20 protein-coding genes are annotated in these 17,975 nt (G+C 73.0%); 15 read left to right on the top strand and 5 right to left on the bottom strand.

The window, feature by feature from the left end; genetic code table 11:
- Positions 1-111 precede the first annotated feature (111 nt).
- Positions 112-1,215 carry a phospholipase D-like domain-containing protein gene (locus tag ACFZBD_RS07280; RefSeq protein ID WP_391136914.1) on the top strand — a complete coding sequence of 368 codons (1,104 nt, stop codon included), beginning with the start codon at positions 112-114 and terminating at the stop codon, positions 1,213-1,215.
- A 114-nt stretch (positions 1,216-1,329) separates the two neighbouring features.
- Here the strand turns inward: ACFZBD_RS07280 and ACFZBD_RS07275 are convergent, their stop codons facing one another.
- Complete coding sequence (locus tag ACFZBD_RS07275; protein WP_391136911.1) at positions 1,330-3,051, bottom strand: acyl-CoA dehydrogenase family protein; 1,722 nt, start codon at positions 3,049-3,051, stop codon at positions 1,330-1,332.
- An 89-nt stretch (positions 3,052-3,140) separates the two neighbouring features.
- Positions 3,141-3,710 carry a helix-turn-helix transcriptional regulator gene (locus ACFZBD_RS07270; RefSeq protein WP_391136908.1) on the bottom strand — a complete coding sequence of 190 codons (570 nt, stop codon included), beginning with the start codon at positions 3,708-3,710 and terminating at the stop codon, positions 3,141-3,143.
- A 163-nt stretch (positions 3,711-3,873) separates the two neighbouring features.
- Here ACFZBD_RS07270 and ACFZBD_RS07265 point away from each other — a divergent pair, with 163 nt between their 5' ends.
- The 4 genes from ACFZBD_RS07265 (at position 3,874) to ACFZBD_RS07250 (ending at position 6,763) form a co-directional block, all read left to right on the top strand.
- Positions 3,874-4,716 (top strand): glycosyltransferase, encoded by an 843-nt coding sequence (locus tag ACFZBD_RS07265; protein ID WP_391136905.1) that lies wholly within the window; start codon positions 3,874-3,876, stop codon positions 4,714-4,716.
- 131 nt (positions 4,717-4,847) lie between these two features.
- The gene (locus ACFZBD_RS07260; RefSeq protein ID WP_391136902.1) at positions 4,848-5,345 is read left to right on the top strand and encodes a DUF2975 domain-containing protein; all 498 of its coding nucleotides are present in this window, start codon (positions 4,848-4,850) and stop codon (positions 5,343-5,345) included.
- The gene (locus tag ACFZBD_RS07255; protein ID WP_391136899.1) at positions 5,345-5,566 is read left to right on the top strand and encodes a helix-turn-helix domain-containing protein; all 222 of its coding nucleotides are present in this window, start codon (positions 5,345-5,347) and stop codon (positions 5,564-5,566) included. Before ACFZBD_RS07260 ends, ACFZBD_RS07255 begins: the two co-directional genes overlap by 1 nt.
- Positions 5,567-5,647: 81 nt before the next feature.
- The gene (locus ACFZBD_RS07250) at positions 5,648-6,763 is read left to right on the top strand and encodes an AI-2E family transporter (protein WP_391136895.1); all 1,116 of its coding nucleotides are present in this window, start codon (positions 5,648-5,650) and stop codon (positions 6,761-6,763) included.
- A gap of 98 nt (positions 6,764-6,861) precedes the next feature.
- Here the strand turns inward: ACFZBD_RS07250 and ACFZBD_RS07245 are convergent, their stop codons facing one another.
- Positions 6,862-7,872 carry a glutathione S-transferase C-terminal domain-containing protein gene (locus tag ACFZBD_RS07245; RefSeq protein ID WP_391136892.1) on the bottom strand — a complete coding sequence of 337 codons (1,011 nt, stop codon included), beginning with the start codon at positions 7,870-7,872 and terminating at the stop codon, positions 6,862-6,864.
- 264 nt (positions 7,873-8,136) lie between these two features.
- Here ACFZBD_RS07245 and ACFZBD_RS07240 point away from each other — a divergent pair, with 264 nt between their 5' ends.
- From ACFZBD_RS07240 to ACFZBD_RS07230, 3 genes are all read left to right on the top strand, one after another.
- Positions 8,137-8,634, top strand: a complete 498-nt coding sequence (locus ACFZBD_RS07240) for a SigE family RNA polymerase sigma factor (protein WP_391136889.1) — start codon at positions 8,137-8,139, stop codon at positions 8,632-8,634.
- Positions 8,627-9,022 (top strand): hypothetical protein, encoded by a 396-nt coding sequence (locus tag ACFZBD_RS07235; protein ID WP_391136886.1) that lies wholly within the window; start codon positions 8,627-8,629, stop codon positions 9,020-9,022. The genes ACFZBD_RS07240 and ACFZBD_RS07235 overlap by 8 nt, the downstream gene beginning before the upstream one ends.
- Before the next feature lie 108 nt (positions 9,023-9,130).
- Positions 9,131-10,441 (top strand): hypothetical protein, encoded by a 1,311-nt coding sequence (locus ACFZBD_RS07230; RefSeq protein WP_391136883.1) that lies wholly within the window; start codon positions 9,131-9,133, stop codon positions 10,439-10,441.
- Between the two features lie 43 nt (positions 10,442-10,484).
- On the opposite strand, the gene ACFZBD_RS07225 is transcribed toward ACFZBD_RS07230, so the two are convergent.
- The gene (locus ACFZBD_RS07225) at positions 10,485-12,296 is read right to left on the bottom strand and encodes an NlpC/P60 family protein (RefSeq protein WP_391136880.1); all 1,812 of its coding nucleotides are present in this window, start codon (positions 12,294-12,296) and stop codon (positions 10,485-10,487) included.
- Between the two features lie 202 nt (positions 12,297-12,498).
- Here ACFZBD_RS07225 and ACFZBD_RS07220 point away from each other — a divergent pair, with 202 nt between their 5' ends.
- From ACFZBD_RS07220 to ACFZBD_RS07190, 7 genes are all read left to right on the top strand, one after another.
- Positions 12,499-12,666: a hypothetical protein gene (locus ACFZBD_RS07220; protein ID WP_391136877.1), complete on the top strand. Its 168-nt coding sequence runs from the start codon at positions 12,499-12,501 to the stop codon at positions 12,664-12,666.
- A gap of 78 nt (positions 12,667-12,744) precedes the next feature.
- Positions 12,745-12,894 (top strand): hypothetical protein, encoded by a 150-nt coding sequence (locus ACFZBD_RS07215; RefSeq protein ID WP_391136874.1) that lies wholly within the window; start codon positions 12,745-12,747, stop codon positions 12,892-12,894.
- A gap of 70 nt (positions 12,895-12,964) precedes the next feature.
- Positions 12,965-13,459 carry a hypothetical protein gene (locus tag ACFZBD_RS07210; RefSeq protein ID WP_391136871.1) on the top strand — a complete coding sequence of 165 codons (495 nt, stop codon included), beginning with the start codon at positions 12,965-12,967 and terminating at the stop codon, positions 13,457-13,459.
- Between the two features lie 304 nt (positions 13,460-13,763).
- Positions 13,764-14,636 (top strand): restriction endonuclease, encoded by an 873-nt coding sequence (locus ACFZBD_RS07205; RefSeq protein WP_391136868.1) that lies wholly within the window; start codon positions 13,764-13,766, stop codon positions 14,634-14,636.
- A gap of 245 nt (positions 14,637-14,881) precedes the next feature.
- A complete protein-coding gene (gene ppk2 / locus ACFZBD_RS07200) occupies positions 14,882-15,826 on the top strand; it encodes a polyphosphate kinase 2 (RefSeq protein ID WP_391138515.1) in 945 nt (314 codons plus the stop codon).
- A gap of 235 nt (positions 15,827-16,061) precedes the next feature.
- Positions 16,062-16,283 (top strand): hypothetical protein, encoded by a 222-nt coding sequence (locus ACFZBD_RS07195; protein ID WP_391136866.1) that lies wholly within the window; start codon positions 16,062-16,064, stop codon positions 16,281-16,283.
- Positions 16,284-16,447: 164 nt separating this feature from the next.
- Positions 16,448-16,894, top strand: a complete 447-nt coding sequence (locus ACFZBD_RS07190) for a hypothetical protein (protein WP_391136863.1) — start codon at positions 16,448-16,450, stop codon at positions 16,892-16,894.
- Between the two features lie 321 nt (positions 16,895-17,215).
- Here the strand turns inward: ACFZBD_RS07190 and ACFZBD_RS07185 are convergent, their stop codons facing one another.
- Positions 17,216-17,965 (bottom strand): 4'-phosphopantetheinyl transferase superfamily protein, encoded by a 750-nt coding sequence (locus ACFZBD_RS07185; RefSeq protein WP_391136860.1) that lies wholly within the window; start codon positions 17,963-17,965, stop codon positions 17,216-17,218.
- Between the last annotated feature and the right edge of the window lie 10 nt (positions 17,966-17,975).

Genomic DNA, 17,975 nt, shown 5'->3' with positions numbered 1-17,975 from the left:
GACCCTCCCGCGAACGCTCCGCAGGTGCATGGCAGGCTCATGCCACCAGTCACCTGAGGAGGAATCATCCGTCAGCGCCTCTGGGCGACCGTCTCGGTCGCCCTCACCCTGATGCTCTCAGCCGTCGCGCCCGCCGCCGCCGAGGACGCCCCGCCGCTCACCACCGGCGCGGTCTTCAACAACCCGAAGGGGACGGCCGCCGAACAGGACGCCGTCAAGGACCACATCATCAGGGCGATCGACGACACCCAGAGCGGCCGCACCCTGCGGGCGGCCCTCTATGTGATGCAGGACCAGGAGTACACCGACGCCCTTGTGGCGGCGCACAACCGTGGCGTCAACGTCCGCGTCGTCCTCGACCACAAGTCGGTCGAGGCCCCCGACCCGGCACCGGCCCAGAAGCTGGTCAGCGCCCTCGGGACCGACCGGACGCAGCGCTCGTGGGTCCGGGTGTGCACCGAAGGCGGCGCCTGCATCGCCCAGGGCGGCACCAACCCGTACAACCACAACAAGTTCTTCACCTTCTCCCGCGTCGGCGACGCGGGAGTCGCCGAGGACGTGGTCGTCCAGAGCTCCGCCAACCAGACCGTCTCGGCCACCGCCCGCCAGTGGAACAACGCCTACACCGTCGTCGGCAACACGGCGCTCTACACGGCCTACACCGGCTACTTCAACGACCTCGCCGCCATGGTCAAGACGGACGACTACTACCGGCAGGGCGAGGCCGGCGACCTCAAGTACTACTTCTTCCCGCAGAAGAGCGGCGACATCGTCCTCGGCTTCCTCGACAACGTCTCCTGCACCGGCAACACCACGGTCGGCAGCGCCTCCCACAAGACCGTCGTGCGGATCGCCGCCTGGGCCCTGCACCGCGACGCGATCGCCGCCAAGCTCCGCTCGCTCGCGAACCAGGACTGCTGGATCGAGGTGGTCTACAAGGACTCCAACGACCTCGCCACCCTCCAGGGCCACCCGCGGATCAAGCCCTACCGCCTCGACGCCGACGGGTACTTCGTCCACTCGAAGTACCTGCTCGTCGAGGGCAACTACGCGGGCCACCCCGACACGAAGTGGACCTTCACCGGCTCGCACAACCTGGACGTCTCCTCGCTGCGCGACAACGACGAGGCCCTGATCCGGGTGCCCGGCGCCGCCACGCACGACGCGTACAAGGCGAACTTCCTCGCCATGCGGGCCGAAGCGGTCCTGCAGTAGCCCCCACGGACGGGGCCGGCCGGCGGCCGGCGGCGCCGCTCGCGGTCGTCGGCGCCACCGACCACCGCGAACGGCGCGTCCCCCCCGGCCGTCACGCCGTCACGGAGTCACCCGTCACGGCGCCATCTCGTACGCCCCGGCCAGCGCCTCCACCCGCTCCCACACGCGGCCCGAACGGGCCTCGTCGACGACGGGACGCCGGACGGCCTCCAGGGCCCAGCTCTGCTGCGCGGCCGTGGCGGAGTCCTTGCCGTGCAGCTCGACGGCGTGCGCGGAGAAGTCCCGGACGAGGACGGCGAACAGTTCGTCCAGCACGTCCGCGTCGAGACCGGTCAGGCGCGCCTGCTCCAGGATCAGCTGGCCGTGCACGACGAGCGCGAACAGCTGGCCGACCGCGAGCAGCAGGTCCAGGTCGCGGCTCTGCTCCTCGTCGGGGGCGGCGGTGGTGACGAACGCGCACAGGGCGTCCGCCTGCTCGCGGAAGCGGGCCACGTTCGGCACCTCGGCGTACGCGTCGTAGGCGGCGCGCCAGTCGTGGAAGCGTACGGAGCCCAGGCCCCGGGCCGGCCCCTGCCGGAAGAGGAAGGCGTCGTCGGCCGCGTCCAGCCGGGTCGGCACGGGCGCGTACTCGGCCGGGTCCAGCAGGTGGTTGCGCATGAACTTGAGGATCAGCGCGAGGTTGACATGGACGGTGCCCTCCAGCTTGGGCAGTCCACGGATCTCGATCGCGGCCTGGGCGAAGTAGTTGTCCTTCTCGAAGCCCTTGGCGGCGATGACGTCCCACATCAGGTCGATGACCTTCTCGCCCTCGGTGGTCACCTTCATCTTCGTCATCGGGTTGAAGAGGAGGTAGCGGCGGTCGTCGGGGCCCGCGGAGCGGAAGTAGTCGACGGCGCGGTCGCTGAACAGCTTCATGCCGACGAGGCGGACGTACGCGTCGGTCAGCTCGCGGCGCACGTGCGGGAACGCGGTGACGGGGCGGCCGTAGAGGATGCGCTGGTGGGCGTGGGTGACGGCCTCGTACATCGCGTGCTCGCAGATGCCGATCGAGGCGGTGCAGAGGTTGAACTTGCCGACGTTGACGGTGTTGAGGGCGGCGTCGAAGGCGGCGCGTCCGGTGTGCAGGACGTCCTCGGCGGCGACCGGGTAGCCCTCCAGCCGGAACTCGCTCACGTACTTCGAGGAGTCGACGACGTTCTTCACCAGGTGGTAGTCCGGGTGGCGGCTGTCGGCGGCGAAGAAGACGTAACCGTCCGGGCCTTCGACGTCCGTGCGGCGGCCGAAGACGGAGACGAGTCCGGCGGCGTTGCCGTTGCCGATGTAGTACTTCGAGCCGGTGGCGCGGAAGCCGCCCTGCCCGTCCGGCTCCAGCAGCATGTCCGTGGAGTAGATGTCCGCGCCGTGGGTCTTCTCGGAGAGACCGAAGGCGAACACCTCGCCCTGACCGAGGAGTTCGGCCGCCCGGGCGCGGGCGGCGGCGTTGTCGCTCTGCCAGACCGGGCCCAAGCCGAGGATGGTGACCTGCCAGGCGTACCAGTAGTCGAGCCCGTAGAAGCCGAAGATCTCGTCGAGGGCGGCGATCCGGGCGGTGTCCCAGCGCTTGTCCTCCGCGCCGTCGGCGGCGGAGGCGGGGGTGAGGAAGGTGGCGAACAACCCCTCCTTGGCCGCGAACGCGAGGAAGTCGCCCAGCCAGGCGCGGGAGCGGTAGTCCTCGATCAGCCGGCGCTTGCCGCGCTCCTCGAACCAGTCGACGGTGGCGCGCAGCAGCCGGCGCGTCTCGGGATCGAAGTGCGCCGGGTCGTACGTACGCGGGTTGAACAGCAGCGGGTCGGCCATGGGTGTCCGCCTTTCCGGCGTCGGGTCGAGTCGGTAACGAAGGGGAGAGAAGAAGGGCTGGGGGAGCGGCGCGGCGGGGTTCCGGGCGTTCAGTGCCCAGTCCGGCCGAGGCCGCGCAGGGTGGCGAGGACGTCGTCGAGCCAGGCGAGCGTCATCCGCTCGTACGCGATGCCGCCGCGCAGCACCACGTGCTGGAGCTCGCGCCCCGCGTCGGGCGGGCCGGCGGGCCGGGGCGCCTGGGCTCCGGTGAAGTCGCGCAGCTCGCCCGCGAGATAGCGCGCCAGCCGGTCGGTGTGGGCCCGGTGGTGCCGTTCGACCTCGTGGATCAGCGCGGCCGGATCGTCGAAGGCGGCGCCGCGGATCTTCACGGCGAGGTCGTGGCGGACGCTCTCCGGCTCGATCGGCTCGTGCAACCACCCGGACAGGGCCTCCCGCCCGCGCGGGGCGACGGAGTACTCCTTCTTGTCCGGGCGGCCCTGCTGGGACACCTCGCGGACGTCCACCCAGCCGTCGGTCTCCATGCGCTTGAGCACGCGGTAGATCTGCTGGTGCGTGGCGGTCCAGAAGTATCCGATGGACCGCTCGAACCGCCGGGCCAGCTCATAGCCGGAGCCCGGCTGTTCCAGCAGCGACACGAGGATCGCGTGTTCGAGTGCCATGCCCCGATCCTCGTATGCAACGAGTTGCATACACAAGCGCGACCGCACCGATGAGACGCGCCTCACCCCTCGGGGCGACCGAATCGACGTCCCGGACGGCGTTTGGCGGGCGACGCCCGGGGCGAGGACTCCAGCGACGGGGGAGGTCCGGGTGGAGCGGGGTGTGCGGAGCTGTGTGGGGTTCGCGGTCGACGAGGCGTACGCCCTGCCGCTGGCGGTTGTGGGGCGCTCGCTCATCGATCACCACGCCGATCTCCACGCGGCGGGCGAGAAGCTGGAGTTCGTCGTCCTCGACCTCGGGATATCCGAGCGCTCACGGGGCCGTCTCGCCGCCGCCTGGAGCGACGGGGCGAGCGTCGACTTCCTGCGGCTGCCGTCCCTGGACGAGCTGGACGGACTGCCCCTCTCCGACCACGAGTTCGTGCCGCACCTCAACCGCAACGTCTACGGACGCTGGTTCCTGCCCGAGCTGCTGCCGCCCGTCTACCGGCGGATGATCTACCTTGACGCCGACGTGCTGGTCCTGGGGGACACCTCAACGCTCTGGCGGGTCGGCCTCGGCGGGCACCCCTTCGCGGCCGCCCAGGACAAGGGCATCCCGTTCGTCTCGTCCCCGTACGGCGTGCCGGACCACCGGGAGCTCGGGTTCGACGCCCGCGCCAGGTACTTCAACGCCGGTGTGATGGTCATCGACCTCGACCGCTGGAAGGCCCAGCGCGTCCGCGAGCGCGCCCTCGCCTACGCCCGCGCGCACCCCGCCATGCGCTTCGCCGACCAGGAGGCGCTCAACGCCGTCGCCGGCGGACGGTGGGCGGAGTTCCCCCAAAAGTGGAACTGCCCCGCCGAGGACGAGGTCCTGGACGAGGAGTACGGGGCCCGCCCGAGGATCATCCACTTCCTCGGCCCCGGCAAGCCCTGGCTCGGCGGCTCCCACGCGACCCGCTGCCAGGCGCTGTACGGGGAGTACCTGCGCCGCACGGGCTGGCCGCCCGACGGCCTCGGCTGAACCCTGCCGACTGAACCCCGCCGCCAGAACCTCGCCGACTGAATCCCGCGGACGACGGCGTCTCTCCCGCACTTGCCCTCACCTATCGTTTCTCGATAGATTTCCATCGTAGCTCGATCGAGGGAGAGATCATGGGAAGACTGACCGTGCTCGCGTTGCGCGCCGTACTCGTGGCGTTGTTCGCCGGATCGGTGTTCGTCCAGGCGGTGATGGTGCCGCTGCTGGCCGCCGACATGGAGGGGCTCAAGCCGGAGTACGCGTATCTGCGCACCCCGCTCCTCGTGATCATCGTCCTCGGATTCGTGACGGCGCAGGTCGTCCTGGTCTGCGTGTGGCGGCTCGTGACGATGGTGAGACGCGGCACCGTCTTCTCCCACGCGGCCTTCCGCTACGTCCACATCGTGATCGGCGCCTTCGTCGCGGCCGCGTTCCTGGTCTTCGCGCTCGGGACGGTCCTCGCCCCCGGCGAGGCCGTCGCGCCGGGCATCGTCCTCCTCGTCGGCGGGGCCGGCCTCGCCGTCCTCGGTCTCGCGCTCATCGTGCTCGTCCTGCGGATGCTGCTCGCCCAGGCCGTCGCCCTCGACGTCGAGGCGACGAAGATGCGGGCCGAGCTGGACGAGGTGATCTGATGCCGATCGTCGTCGACATCGACGTCATGCTGGCCAGACGGAAGATGTCCGTGGGGGAGCTGGCCGAACGCGTCGGCATCACGCCGGCCAACCTCGCGGTGCTGAAGAACGGCCGCGCGAAGGCGGTCCGCTTCGCGACGCTCGCCGCGCTCTGCGAGGTGCTCGCATGCCAGCCGGGCGATCTGCTGCGCTGGGAGGCGGAGCCCGCTCCGGACGACTGACGGGTCGTCAGCGGCCTGGGGCCGTGCCCTCGACCAACGGCGACATCGAGCCACGGCGGGAGTATCAATAGGGTGGCCCTCATGTCTGCCACGTTGAACTCTGGAAAAGTCGCCGGTGCACTCCGCACGACGGCGCGCGTCTCGGCCGAGTCGCTGCTGGTCCTGGTGATGGCCGGGGTGGCCCTCTGGCTCCTCGGCCGGATGTGGTCGGTCGTCTGGCCGCTCATAGTGGCCCTCTTCCTGACCACCCTGACCTGGCCCCTGGCCCGGGTCCTGCGCCGCCGCGGCTGGCCCCCCGCCCTCGCCGCGTCCGTGGTGACGGTGCTCTTCCTCCTGGTCGCCGCCGGTATCGTGGCGCTGATCGCCGTACCGGTGGCATCCCAGTCGGGCGAGTTGACCGACGGCGTCGTAGAGGGCATCCAGAGGCTGCGCGAGTGGGCCGCGGGGCCGCCGCTGAACATCGGCGACGACCAGATCACCGGCGCCTTCGACTCCGCGATCGCCCGGATCCAGGACAGCGTCGGCAGCATGGTCTCCGCCGTCGTCACCGGCGTGGGCACCGTCATCAACGGTCTGGTGACGGCCGTCCTGGCGCTCTTCCTGATGTTCTTCTTCCTCAAGGACGGCCCGCGCTTCCTTCCCTGGCTGACCCGCCAGCTCCCCGGCCGGCTGTCCACCGACGTCCCGATCGTCGCCGAACGCGGCTGGGAGACCCTGGGGGCGTTCGTCCGCTCCCAGGCGCTGGTCGGACTCCTCGACGCCGTCTTCATCGGCCTCGGCCTGTGGATCCTGGGCGTGCCGCTGGTGCTGCCGCTGGCGGTGCTGACCTTCGTGTCGGCGTTCGTCCCCATCGTGGGCGCCCTCTTCGCCGGTTTCGTCGCGGTCCTCATCGCCCTGGTGTCCAACGGGCCGACGGACGCGCTGATCGTCCTCGCCATCATCGTCGTGGTGCAGCAGCTCGAGGGCAACGTCTTCCAGCCCATGATCCAGAGCCGGGGCCTCGGCCTCCACGCGGCGGTGGTCCTGCTTGCGGTGACCCTGGGCGGCAGCCTGGCGGGCATCGTGGGCAGCCTGCTCGCCGTACCGGCGGCGGCGCTGATCGCCGTGGTCTGGAACTACCTCCGCGACCAGCTCGGCGACCCGCCCCGAGAGCCGGAGACCGACGTGGCGCCCGTCGGCACGCCCGTCGCGTCCTAACCGCGGGGCCTGACCTCGCGTCCTCACCGCGGGTACGAGTCCTGACCTCGCGTCCCGGCCGCACCCGGGAACTCCCGGGCGGGCGGGGGCGGCTTAGGTCAGGAACGCAGCGGTGTGTGCCCCGCCGGTACGGCTTCGGCGGCGGCCACCGGCCCGGGCGGGGTCCCGTCGCCGAACGGCCGGCCGCCCAGCTCCGCCCGGTCGTGCGGCGCGACCCAGCCCGACAGGTCCGGGCCGGCCGGTACGACCCCGGTGGGATTGATGTCGCTCTGCACCACGTAGTAGTGCCGCTTGATGTCCTCGAAGTCGACCGTGTCGCCGAATCCGGGCGTCTGGAAGAGGTCCCGGGCGTAGGCCCACAGCACCGGCATCTCGGAGAGCTTGTGGCGGTTGCACTTGAAATGACCGTGGTAGACGGCGTCGAAGCGGACGAGCGAGGTGAACAGGCGTACGTCCGCTTCCGTGAGGGTGTCGCCCACCAGGTAGCGGGATCCTTCGAGGCGCTCCGACAGCCAGTCGAGCCGGGCGAACAACCGGTCGTACGCGGTGGTGTACGCCTCCTGGGAGCCGGCGAACCCGGCGCGGTAGACGCCGTTGTTCACCTCGCGGTAGACGACGTCGTTCACCGCGTCGATCTCCGCGCGCAGCTCCTCCGGATAGAGCGACGGAGCCCCCTCGCGGTGGAACGCCCGCCACTCCAGCTCCATGTCGAGGGTGATCCGCGGAACGTCGTTCGTCACGACCTTGCCGCTCGGCACGTCCACGATCGCCGGCACCGTGACGCCCCGGTCGTACTCCGGATCCCGCGCGAGGTACGCCTCCCGGAGCCGCTCGATGCCCAGCACGGGATCGCGGCCGCCGGGATCCAGGTCGAAGCTCCAGCTCCGCTCGTCGTGCGTCGGCCCGGCGATCCCCATCGAGAGCGCCTTCTCCAGACCGAGGAGCCGCCGCACGATCACCGCCCGGCTCGCCCAGGGGCAGGCCCGGCTGACCACCAGCCGGTAGCGGCCCGGCTCCACCGCGAAGCCGTCCCTGCCGTCGGCGGTGATCCGGGCGTCGAGGTACCGGCTGTCACGGGAGTAGCCCCCGCCGGGGTTCACGTAACTCACACCGTCCGCCTACCCGGGAAGTTCCACCGCGACGCCCGGACCACTCGAACGCCGGTCCCGGACCCGCCCAACCTGCCGCCGTGGCCCTTCGCCTCGCGCGCCGACACGGCGAAGAGGCGCGATGCCCGCCGCCGCGCGCCCGGCAGGATCGGTACGACGCCCACGGCGTGACGAGCGTCACCCCCCGAACCCGCCTCCCGTGTCGACCGGACGCGGGGCGCCGGGCGTATGCGGAGTGAAGCGAGAGAGATCCAGGAGTGGCTGTTGACCGTCGAGGAGTTCGAAGAGTTCTACGCCCAGACGGTCGCACGTCTGACCGGGCACCTGTACGTGATGCTCGGGGACCTGCACGAGGCGCAGGACGTGGTGCAGGAGGCCTTCGTCAAGGCCTGGGCCAGGCGACGGCAGCTGGACCGGAACGGGCAGCCGGAGGCCTGGATCAGAACGGTCGCCTGGCGCCTCGCGGTGAGCCGCTGGCGGTTCGGGAGGCGCTCCGCCGAAGCCTGGAGACGGACCGGCGCGCCGCCCGACGTCGCGGGTCCGGGTCCCGAGGAGGTCGTCCTCGTGGAGGCACTGCGGGGGCTGCCGGACCGTCAGCGCCGCGCCGTGACCCTGCACTACCTGTGCGACCTCACGGTGGAGCAGATCGCCGCGGAGACCGGCATGTCACCCAGCACCGTCAAGACGCACCTGGTCCGCGCGCGGACCGCACTCGCCGACCGGCTGCAGGACCCACGCATTGAGGAGGCCCCCGGTGCCTGATCCCCACGACCCGCTGCGGCGACTGTTCCAGCAGGCGGCGAGCTCCGGACAGGCCCGCGCCGACGCCCCGCCGTTCGCGCGGATCGCCGAGCGCGGCAGGCAGGCGAGACGGCGCCACGTCGCCGGTCTCACCGCCGCCGTCTGCCTCGCCCTCGGCGGCGGCGTGGCCGCGGCCGTCCTGGTGAGCGGCGGCCCGTCGCCCCAGCCCCCGGCCACCAGCCCCTCGCCCCCGCTCCCCGCACCGACCAGCCGTCTGTCCCCCTCGGCCACCACCGCCCCCTCGAACACCACGCCGCCCTCCTCCACCCCGACGTCCCTGGGTACCGACGGCCCCTTCGGGACCGTCACCGAGCCGCCCCGCGGCGGAGCCACGTCCACCCAGCCCTGACCCGGCCCCCTCCGCCGGGACCCGGTCCGGCTCCCCTCCACCCCGCGCCGCTCACGCACGGCTCCCGGGGCGGTCGAGCACGCCCACCACCACCCGAGAGAGCGCCGCATGCCCGTTTCGCCCCCCGAGATACGCCGGCCCGCCCCGGCGGCGCCGCTCGCCGCCCCTCCTCGCACCGTGCCGCGCACCGCGACGGCCGGCGGCCCCGAGCACACGGCCGCGGGCGGAGTCCCGGGGCGCGCGAGGTGCGTCCGGCGGGCGCTGCGGCTCCGGCGCGACGACGCGGAGGTGCTCTGCCTCTACCTGGCCACCCGGGCGGGCCTGTGGATCATGGCGTACTGCTCCCGGTGGCTCTTCCCCGCCGACGGGGAGGCCCACGAGGCCGCCGGTGTCCTCACCCCCTTCGAGCACTGGGACTGGGGGCACTTCCTCCACATCGCACAGGACGGCTACTTCCCCGACCCCGGCCCCGGCTCCGGGGATTCCCCCGGGGCCGGCGGCGGCACCGGGGGAGACAACCGCGAGGCGTTCTTCCCCGGCTTCCCCCTGTTCCTGCGTGCCGTGCACCTCGTCGTCCCGCACTGGACGGCGGCCGGGCTGCTGATCTCGCTCGTCGCCGGGGCGGTCGCCGTCCTGTCCCTGGCGCGCATCGCCCGCCACCATCTGCCCGACACGGCGGGGGCCCGCCGTGCCGTCCTCTTCCTGCTGGTCTCGCCCTGCGGGATCTTCCTGGCCGTCGGCTACACGGAGGCCCTGTTCCTCGCCCTGGCGCTGCCCGCCTGGCTCGCCGCCCGGCGCCATGCCTGGGCCCTCGCCTCGGTGCTGACCGCACTGGCCACGACGGTCCGGGTGAGCGGCCTCTTCCTCGCTGCCGCGATCGCCCTGCACTTCCTCTTGGCGGCCCGCGCCGACCGGAGCCACTGGCGCCGGTTGCCCTGGACGGCCCTCCCCGCCGTCCCGCCCGCCCTCTACACCCTGTACCTGCACGCTCACACGGGCGATTGGATGGCCTGGAAGCACGCCCAGGAACGCGGCTGGTACCGCGACTTCCACGCCCCCTGGACGGCCTGGTCCCACACCTGGGACTCCGCCTTCGACCACGGCCAGACCACGCCGTACGCCTTCATGTTCCAGGCGGAACTCGTCGCGATGGTCGTCGGTCTGGCCCTCCTCGGCCTCCTGGCCCACCGGCGCCGCTGGCCCGAAGCGCTCTACATCGCCCTCAGTCTCTGGGCCCTCGGCACCTCCTACTGGTACACCTCGATCCCGCGCGCCACCCTCCTGTGGTGGCCCCTGTGGATCGGCCTCGCCCACTGGGCCGGCCGCAGGCCGCGGTTCGCGAGCGTCTATCTGACCCTGACCGTGCCGTTGGCCGCGGTCTTCGCGATGGCCTTCATGACGGGCCGCTGGGCCGGCTAGAAAACGGCCGGCCCGGCGGGGGCGTCGGAACCCGGTCCGGGTGTCAGAACCTGCGGACGACCCGGAGCGAGTCCGTGTACAGCTCCCCCTTCTTCCCGTCCTCCGTCTTCCGGCCGTTGAGGACCGACCTGCCGCCGAGGTCGGCGAGGGTCGGACCGTTCGGCGTCTTGCGGCTGGAGACGAACCGCAGATCGCCGTGCCGGTCCTGGCCGAGGTAGATGCCGGTGTGGTCGACGACCCCCTCGGCGGCCTCGGGGTCCGCCGGGTCCGGGGCGGTCGCGTCGAAGAAGACCACGTCCCCGATCCGCAGGGCGGCCAGCGACGGCGCGGCGGTCGTGCCCTTGGCCACCACGACTCCGGGACCGTGGGCGGACTGGTCCCTGGACGTGCGCGGCAGGGTGCGGCCGTCGAAGCCCCGGTGGGCGACCATCGGGATGCCGAGGTGGTGGCCGTACACCATCCGCACGAAGCCGGAGCAGTCGAGACAGCCCGCGAACTCCGGGTCCGCCGCCACCGTCTCGCCGCTCGCCGGGAAGGTCCAGTCGCGCCCCATGTACTCGTGGAAGTCGGCGCCGATGACGCGCAGGCCCTGTGCGTCGGGCTTGCTGTACCCGGACTGGCCGAGCACCCGCGCCCCCGGGAGCGCGGGATCGGTGACATCGGGGGCGAAGGGCCGGTACATGGAGGCGTACGCGAGGGCGTCGGGGGACGTGTCACCGGCCCAGGCGCGGACGCGCTGCTCCAGGGCGGGTGTCCAGGTGCCGTCGAACGGTTCCGGCAGGACCCGCACCCAGGTGTCGTGGGAGACGACCGGTGGGTCGGCCCACTCCGCCGCGTCGACCCGGAAGTCGTAGACCCGCGCCTGCAGTGTCACCGTGGCCCCGGACGCGGCCTGGGCGCGGACGCCGACGGTGCCCGTGTCGAAGACCTTCGCCGGGTCCTTCTCGGGGTCGCGCAGGCTGTGGTGCCAGATCTCCCGCGGCTCGTCGGAACCATGCCGCCAGGCGCGGGCGCGCAGCAGGGATCCCGTCTTCTCCACCCGTACCCACCAGTGGTCGTAGGCCGCGAAGCCGGTGCCGACCGTGACGGCCGCGCCGAGGGTGGTCGCGTCGTTGGCGAGCGCCTTCTCCAGGGCGAGCTGGACCTCGCCCGTCGGGGTGACGATCAGCCGGGCCCGGTAGTGGTTGCTCACGTCCGTGACCGCGAAGGTGAGCGCGAGGGACGCGGGGGCACCGCCGGGCACCTTGTCGAAGGAGAAGCGGGCGGCCGCGGAGACGTCGCCGACCGCCTTGTCGGGGAGCAGCGCATGCCGGCTGGAGCCGGCCTCCGCACGGTCGAGGAGGACGACCGCCCGGCCGGCCTCCAGGAAGTACTGCGTGTCGGGCCCGTTGTACGTCGACCAGGTGCCGCCGCCGGGGGAGGAGCCCCAGCCGTTCTTCCCGGCCGGCAGGGTCCGGTCGAACTCGTCGGCGAAGGGCTTCTTCTGCTCCGTGAACCAGCGCCGCGGCCCGCGCAGCGTGACGGTCGCGGCCCCGGTGGTCAGGGTGGCGAGAACGCCCTTGTCGTCTGAGACCTCGAGCAGCGGGGGAGACCCGGCGACGTGACGGGTGGTCAGCGCACCGGCCGGGTGGGCGCCGAAGTGCCAGGGGTCGCACGGATCGGCGACCATCGGCAGCCGGCCACCGGGGGCACCGGACACGGCGGAGCCGGTCGTCGCCGGGACGGCGGGGGCGGTCGGTGCGTTCGGGGCGGTCGGTGCGGCGAAGGCGGTCGGTGCGAGCGGCAGGGACGCGCCCACCGCCGCCCCGGTCAGCGCCGCGAGCGCCGCTCTGCGGCTCGGTATCGGAGTCGACATGGACATATGGGTACCCCCCTGGGCAGGAACAGCGTCTGACGTGCGGTGACTGTATCTCCGCGCGCCGTGGACGCCCCACCGCACCGGGGCGTGGAGGCAGTTCGGACGGTCGCCCCGTCACAACCCCGGGCGCGTGGGGGCTGCGGCGCGGATACGGGGGTACACGACACCTCTGACCATGACAGGACAAGGGAGTCGGAACATGTTGGGCATAGCCGCAGCGGTGCTGTTCATCATCGCGTTTCTGATCAACGTCGCCGAGATCACCACCAACGAGGTGTTCACCTCGGCGAACGTCATGCTGCTCGGGCTGGCGGCCCTGGCCCTGCACGTCGCCGGGATCGCCAACGGGCGGCGCTCCCGGCACTGATCCGACCCCGCCCGCCCCCCCGGGGGCGGGCGGGTTCCGTCCTGTCGACGACCTGTCGACATCCAGCAGGAGGCAACGATGACCTCGTTCACCCCGACCCCTACCGACGCCTCGACGGTGCTGACGGCCGCCGCCGACGCCACCGCCGCTCCGGCCTGGCTCCACATCGCCGTGATGGCGGTCGCCGCGTTCGTCCTCGTCTACAGCCTGGCCAGGCACAACAGCTGACGCCCCACCGGGGCCGTGTCCCTGGCGTGGCGCGGCCACCGGGGTGCGGCCCGCCGTTAGGTTGCCGACCATGACGACGTCGGAGCCAGGCCATCCGCACCAGCCCACCGAGTCGGCCGACGCCCGCGAGGCGCGCATGGCCGTGGAGGAGTATCTGCGGCGCACCGGGATGTCGGGGCGACCCGACGATCCCGGCCGGTCGGGATTGTCCACCGGGGCCGGAGACCAAGGACCGGCCGTCCCGTCCGCGGGCGGTCGTGGCAGTACGGCCGACGCCGCCACGGGCACGGAAAGCCCGGCTCCCCACACCGGGGCCCCCATCGACGACCGGGTGGCGGACGCCGTCGCCCGTGAGGCGTGGGACGCGGTGACCGCCGCGACGCCGCCTCCGCCGTCCCCTGTGGAAGGCGGGACGCCCGGCGAGGGCCGGGACGGAGCGGCCGCCGAGCCCGCCGAGGTCGCCGAACTCCGCCGCCGCGCGACGGCCATCGCCCGCGGACTCCGGGAGCTGGGCTGCCGGTTGGACGACACGCTCCTGCCCGGCCCCGACATGGCGGCCGGATAGCGGCGCGCGCGAGCCCGCGACAAACGCCCCGCGGGGGAACGTACGTCGAGACGCGGCGCTCCCGAGGACGGCCGCCGTACGCCTGCGAGCTCGGCCGCGACAAAGGCCCTGCGGGCACGTACGTCGAGACGCGGCGCCGCTCCCGGGAGACGGCCGCCGTAACCCCCGCGAGAGCGGCCGCGACGACGCCTTCCGGACGAAGCGCCGACGGGCGACCGCCCCGGCCGTTGAAAACCGGGGACGCGGGGCAGACGGCTCCCATGAGTGATCTTGACTTGGCCGCCGTCGGCGGCAGGAGCCGTCCATGACCTCGCCCACCAAGCGCGTCCGGCGCGCCCCGCGGAGGCCGGCCTTCAGCATGCGGCAACTGCTCCTCTTCTTCGGCCTGCTCGCCATCGGCCTGTGCGCCACGGGCCTCGCCCTGCGGCTCCTCGCCCGGACGGCCCAGCAACACCCGGTCCCGGCGGGCCTCGCCGTCGCGGGACTCGTCCTGACGGCGCCCCTGCTCTGGCGCGCCCGGACCCGCCGCGGGCCCGGGCGCCGCCTCCCGCGCCGCCGCGTGATGCGCCCCGGCGCCCCCGGACCGGGCTTCGTCGACCCCGTGCTCCCGGTGCAGGAGACGCGTGAGCCCGAACTCCCGTACGCGGGCGAGCCGATACCCGGCGCGCCGGAGGGCGCACCGGCCTTCGTGGCGGACGAGGTCCCCGCCGGCGTGGTGGTGGAGGACGTTCCGTCCGATGTCGTCGTGGAGGAGACCGTCCGGCTCGGGGCGGAGGACTACGCGGCCATGGACCCCGACACCTTCGAGCAGGCCGTCGCCGCGCTCTGCGCCCGCGACGGCTGCGGGGACGTCGAGGTCGTCGGCGGAGCAGGGGATCTCGGCGCCGACGTGATCGCCACGACGCCCGACGGCCGGCGCGTCGTCATACAGTGCAAGCGCTACGGGCCGATCAACAAGGTCGGTTCCCAGGACGTCCAGCGGTTCGGCGGCACCTGCTTCGCCGTCCACGAGGCGTCCGTCGCCGCCGTCGTCACCACCGGCGGCTTCACCCAGCCGGCCGCGGAGTACGCCGAACAGTGCGGGATCCTCTGCTTCGACCACGAGGACCTCGTCGCCTGGAGCGACGGCACCGGACCCGCGCCCTGGGAGGCCACGGCCCCGTCGGGCACGCGATGAACGGGCCGCTGGGGCAGACTGGACGAGAGGACGACGAGGTGAGCGACGTGACGGGGACGAACAGCGAAGGCGAACGGGAAGTCCCGGGGGACGGCCGGCCAGACGACGACCGGGACGGCGCCCGGGAAGGGCACGACCAGGACGCACAGGATCATGGCGGACAGGACCAGGACGCGCAGGATCAGGACGGACGGGACCAGGACGGACGGGACCAGGGCGGACAGGACCAGGACGGGCGGGGGGACCTGCTCCGGGGCCTGAGCGTGGACCACACCCACCCCGAACAGCCCGTACTGCTCAGCGCCGCGGGCGACCCGATCCGGACCTGGCAGGAGAACTATCCCTACGACCGCAAGGTGCGACGGGGCGAGTACGAGCGGGCCAAGCGGATCCTGCAGATCGAGATGCTCAAGCTGCAGCGCTGGGCCAAGGACACCGGCGCCCGGCTGGTCGTGGTGTGCGAGGGCCGGGACGCCGCCGGCAAGGGCGGCACGATCCAGCGGTTCACCGAGCGGCTCAACCCCCGCGGGGCCCGGATCATCGCGCTGGACAAGCCGACCGAGCGGGAGGCGGGCCAGTGGTACTTCCAGCGGTACATCGCCCACCTCCCCGGCCCCGGCGAGATCGTGTTCTTCGACCGCTCCTGGTACAACCGCGCGGGCGTCGAGCGTGTCATGGGCTTCTGCACGGACGAGGAGTACGACCTCTTCCTCCGCCAGTGCCCGCAGTTCGAGCGCATGCTGGTCGACGACGGCATCCACCTCGTGAAGTTCTGGTTCTCGGTCTCGCGCTCCGAGCAGCGCACCCGGTTCGCGATCCGGCAGGTGGATCCGGTGCGGCAGTGGAAGCTCTCCCCGACCGACCTCGCCTCCCTCGACCGCTGGGACGACTACACCGCTGCCAAGGTCGACATGTTCAGGGCGACGGACACCGCGCACGCCCCGTGGACCGTGGTCAAGAGCAACGACAAGCGGAGGGGACGCCTGGAGGCCATGCGGAGCCTGTTGTGGCGCGTGGACTACGGGAGCAAGGACCGCGAGGCCGTGGGCGAGCCCGACCCGCTCATCGTCGGCGCGGCGGACACCCTCCTCGAAGCCGGTGAGGAGACCTCCGCCCTCTCGCCCACGCCGCTGGCCCCGCGCCGTGAAGGGCCGGGGGAGCACCCCGCGTCCGGCGGCCGTGTGACCTGACCCGCCGCGGCCGAGCCGCCGGTACGAGCGGCCCGCACCGCCGTACCCGTGCCGCTGGATCCGTATCGCCGTAGCCGTACCGCGCCGCGCACCCGCCCGGCTCCGCGGCCGGCCCAGCACCGTCGTGAACTGCCGCTGCCGACTGCCGCCTTGGGGGCATCCGGGGTCCTACCGTCGGAGGTCGGCGGACAGCTCCGGAACAGCCGTGGCTGCGCCTTTCGCACCGGGAGTGCCCATGAAGAAGAACCGGCTGGCAGCGGGTGGCGCGGCGGTGGTGATCGCCGCGGGCATCGCCGTCGGCGCGGCGGCGCCGGCGAGCGCCGCCTCGACCGAGCGGATCGGCTCCGTCCAGGAGCTGCACGTCCACCTGGTGAAGGCGGTGGAGCTGGAGGCGGCCCAGGCGGGCACGCTCGGCGACCCGGTCGGCCAGAAGGTCGCCGAGTCGGTCGAGAGCTGACGGCGGTGGGCACCGTGGGAGTCGCGCCGAGCGACGGCCGGCCCGCCGCGGCGGAGCCCGCCGGCGCGGAGTCCGGCCGACAGGACGGGAGCGGGCCCGAGCAGGCCCCGCTCACCTGGTGTCCGAGCGGTGCCGCGGACCGCCCCGAGTCACAGGTACTCGGGGTGCGTTCCGGCGAGGACGGGCAGGTCGTGTACCTGGAGCGGCCGATTCCGGCCGCCGAGGCGCTCGGCGCCGTCCCGGCGGGCATCGAGCCGACCCGGGTGCTGAGGTTCGCCTCGCACTGCGTGTCCGCCTGCGCGCACCGGCGGGGCAACGACTGCACGCTCGTGGAGCGCGTACGGACTCTGCCGGCGGCCCGCGAGGAGCGGTCCGTCCCACGGTGCCACCTGCGCGGCCGGTGCCAGTGGTGGCAGCAGACCGGAGTCTCCGCCTGCCACCGCTGTCCGGCCGTGACCACCGCGACCTTCCAGGAGGACACCCTCGCCACCCTGGTCGCGGACCCGGCCACCACGCCGGAACAGCTCACCGCCTGGATCGAGGCCTCTCCGGACGGCCCCGGAAACGGGGAACCGGAGAACGAAGGACCCGCGGCGGCCGACGGCCCGTGACCCACGGGCCGGCCCGGACCCCGGGCGATCCGGGGCGGCCGACGGCACCCGCAGAATGACGAGAACCCCACGACACGCCAAACGGCCGGTGCGTCCGGGAGGAACCCCTCCCGGACGCACCGGCCGTCGTCGTATACGCCCCCGCAGCCCGCAGCCCGCAGCCCGCAGCCCGCAGCCCGCAGCCCGCAGCCCACCGTGCAGGACCACCCCTGGTCGGACGGCGTCCGCACGCGCGTCGAGGCCCCGCGCCCATCGGCGCGGGGCCTCGGGGGTGTCCGGCAGACACCCCCTCGACGCGTCACAAGCCCTCCGTATCCGGGGTCACCCCGGCGGGCCGGGGTCCGGAGCAGGGTCCGGGGCGGGGTCGGCGAGCGCCAAGGCGGCGTGATGGCCCTCCGGGGCGAGGACGTCGCTGAGGGTCCATCCCGGCGGCGCAGTCGGGACCGGGCCAGCACCGACGTAGTCGGCGGCCGGGTCGGCGGAGAGACCGACACCCGTGCCCTTGAGGTACGCCTCCTTCCGGGTCCACACCCGGGTGAAGGCCGGCGGCCGCTCGACGGCGGGCAGCACGGCGAGTTCGGCGGCCTCCCGCGGGTGCAGCACGTCGGCCGTCTCGGCGATCGCCGCCGCGTCGGGCACCTGCTCCACGTCCACGCCCACCGGCGTGGCCGCGAAGGCGAGCAGGCTCAGACCCTCGCAGTGCGAGAGGGAGAAGTGCAGGGTGCCGCCGGGCAGGACGGGGCGGCCGTGCGGCTCGTCGCAGTGCGCGCACGGGGCGCGCTCGACGACCACCTCACGGGCCGCCATGCCGAGGTACGCGCCCAGGAGCCGGCGCAGCGCGACGTGCGCGCACACGTACCCGTCCCGGTCGGCGGCCCGTACGAACTCGGCGGCGCGCGACAGCTCCACGGAGTCCAGCGTGCCGGGGGCGTGCCGGGCGGCGTGCGCCCGGTACTCGGTGGTGTCCACCAGCCACAGCCCCGGCCCCGCCGGGGTCAGGGCGGCGGTGGCGGGGCCCGCGCCGGACAGCCGGCGGGGGACCAGCAGCCGTCCGGTGGTGAGTGCGGCCATATCGGATGCC

This window comes from Streptomyces sp. NPDC008121, from assembly GCF_042957155.1.
Lineage (GTDB): Bacteria > Actinomycetota > Actinomycetes > Streptomycetales > Streptomycetaceae > Streptomyces.
This window is presented reverse-complemented; position numbering and strand designations above follow the sequence as displayed.

What these genes read in the sequence shown, in the direction of transcription:
- ACFZBD_RS07215 (WP_391136874.1), top strand. Translation starts at nt 12,745, where the DNA reads ATGACCTCGTTCACCCCGACCCCTACCGACGCCTCGACGGTGCTGACG.
- ACFZBD_RS07185 (WP_391136860.1), bottom strand. Translation starts at nt 17,965, where the DNA reads ATGGCCGCACTCACCACCGGACGGCTGCTGGTCCCCCGCCGGCTGTCC.
- ACFZBD_RS07225 (WP_391136880.1), bottom strand. Translation starts at nt 12,296, where the DNA reads ATGTCGACTCCGATACCGAGCCGCAGAGCGGCGCTCGCGGCGCTGACC.
- ACFZBD_RS07280 (WP_391136914.1), top strand. Translation starts at nt 112, where the DNA reads ATGCTCTCAGCCGTCGCGCCCGCCGCCGCCGAGGACGCCCCGCCGCTC.
- ACFZBD_RS07220 (WP_391136877.1), top strand. Translation starts at nt 12,499, where the DNA reads ATGTTGGGCATAGCCGCAGCGGTGCTGTTCATCATCGCGTTTCTGATC.
- ACFZBD_RS07205 (WP_391136868.1), top strand. Translation starts at nt 13,764, where the DNA reads ATGACCTCGCCCACCAAGCGCGTCCGGCGCGCCCCGCGGAGGCCGGCC.
- ACFZBD_RS07275 (WP_391136911.1), bottom strand. Translation starts at nt 3,051, where the DNA reads ATGGCCGACCCGCTGCTGTTCAACCCGCGTACGTACGACCCGGCGCAC.
- ACFZBD_RS07255 (WP_391136899.1), top strand. Translation starts at nt 5,345, where the DNA reads ATGCCGATCGTCGTCGACATCGACGTCATGCTGGCCAGACGGAAGATG.
- ACFZBD_RS07210 (WP_391136871.1), top strand. Translation starts at nt 12,965, where the DNA reads ATGACGACGTCGGAGCCAGGCCATCCGCACCAGCCCACCGAGTCGGCC.
- ACFZBD_RS07230 (WP_391136883.1), top strand. Translation starts at nt 9,131, where the DNA reads ATGCCCGTTTCGCCCCCCGAGATACGCCGGCCCGCCCCGGCGGCGCCG.
- ACFZBD_RS07260 (WP_391136902.1), top strand. Translation starts at nt 4,848, where the DNA reads ATGGGAAGACTGACCGTGCTCGCGTTGCGCGCCGTACTCGTGGCGTTG.
- ACFZBD_RS07270 (WP_391136908.1), bottom strand. Translation starts at nt 3,710, where the DNA reads ATGGCACTCGAACACGCGATCCTCGTGTCGCTGCTGGAACAGCCGGGC.
- ACFZBD_RS07250 (WP_391136895.1), top strand. Translation starts at nt 5,648, where the DNA reads ATGTCTGCCACGTTGAACTCTGGAAAAGTCGCCGGTGCACTCCGCACG.
- ACFZBD_RS07195 (WP_391136866.1), top strand. Translation starts at nt 16,062, where the DNA reads ATGAAGAAGAACCGGCTGGCAGCGGGTGGCGCGGCGGTGGTGATCGCC.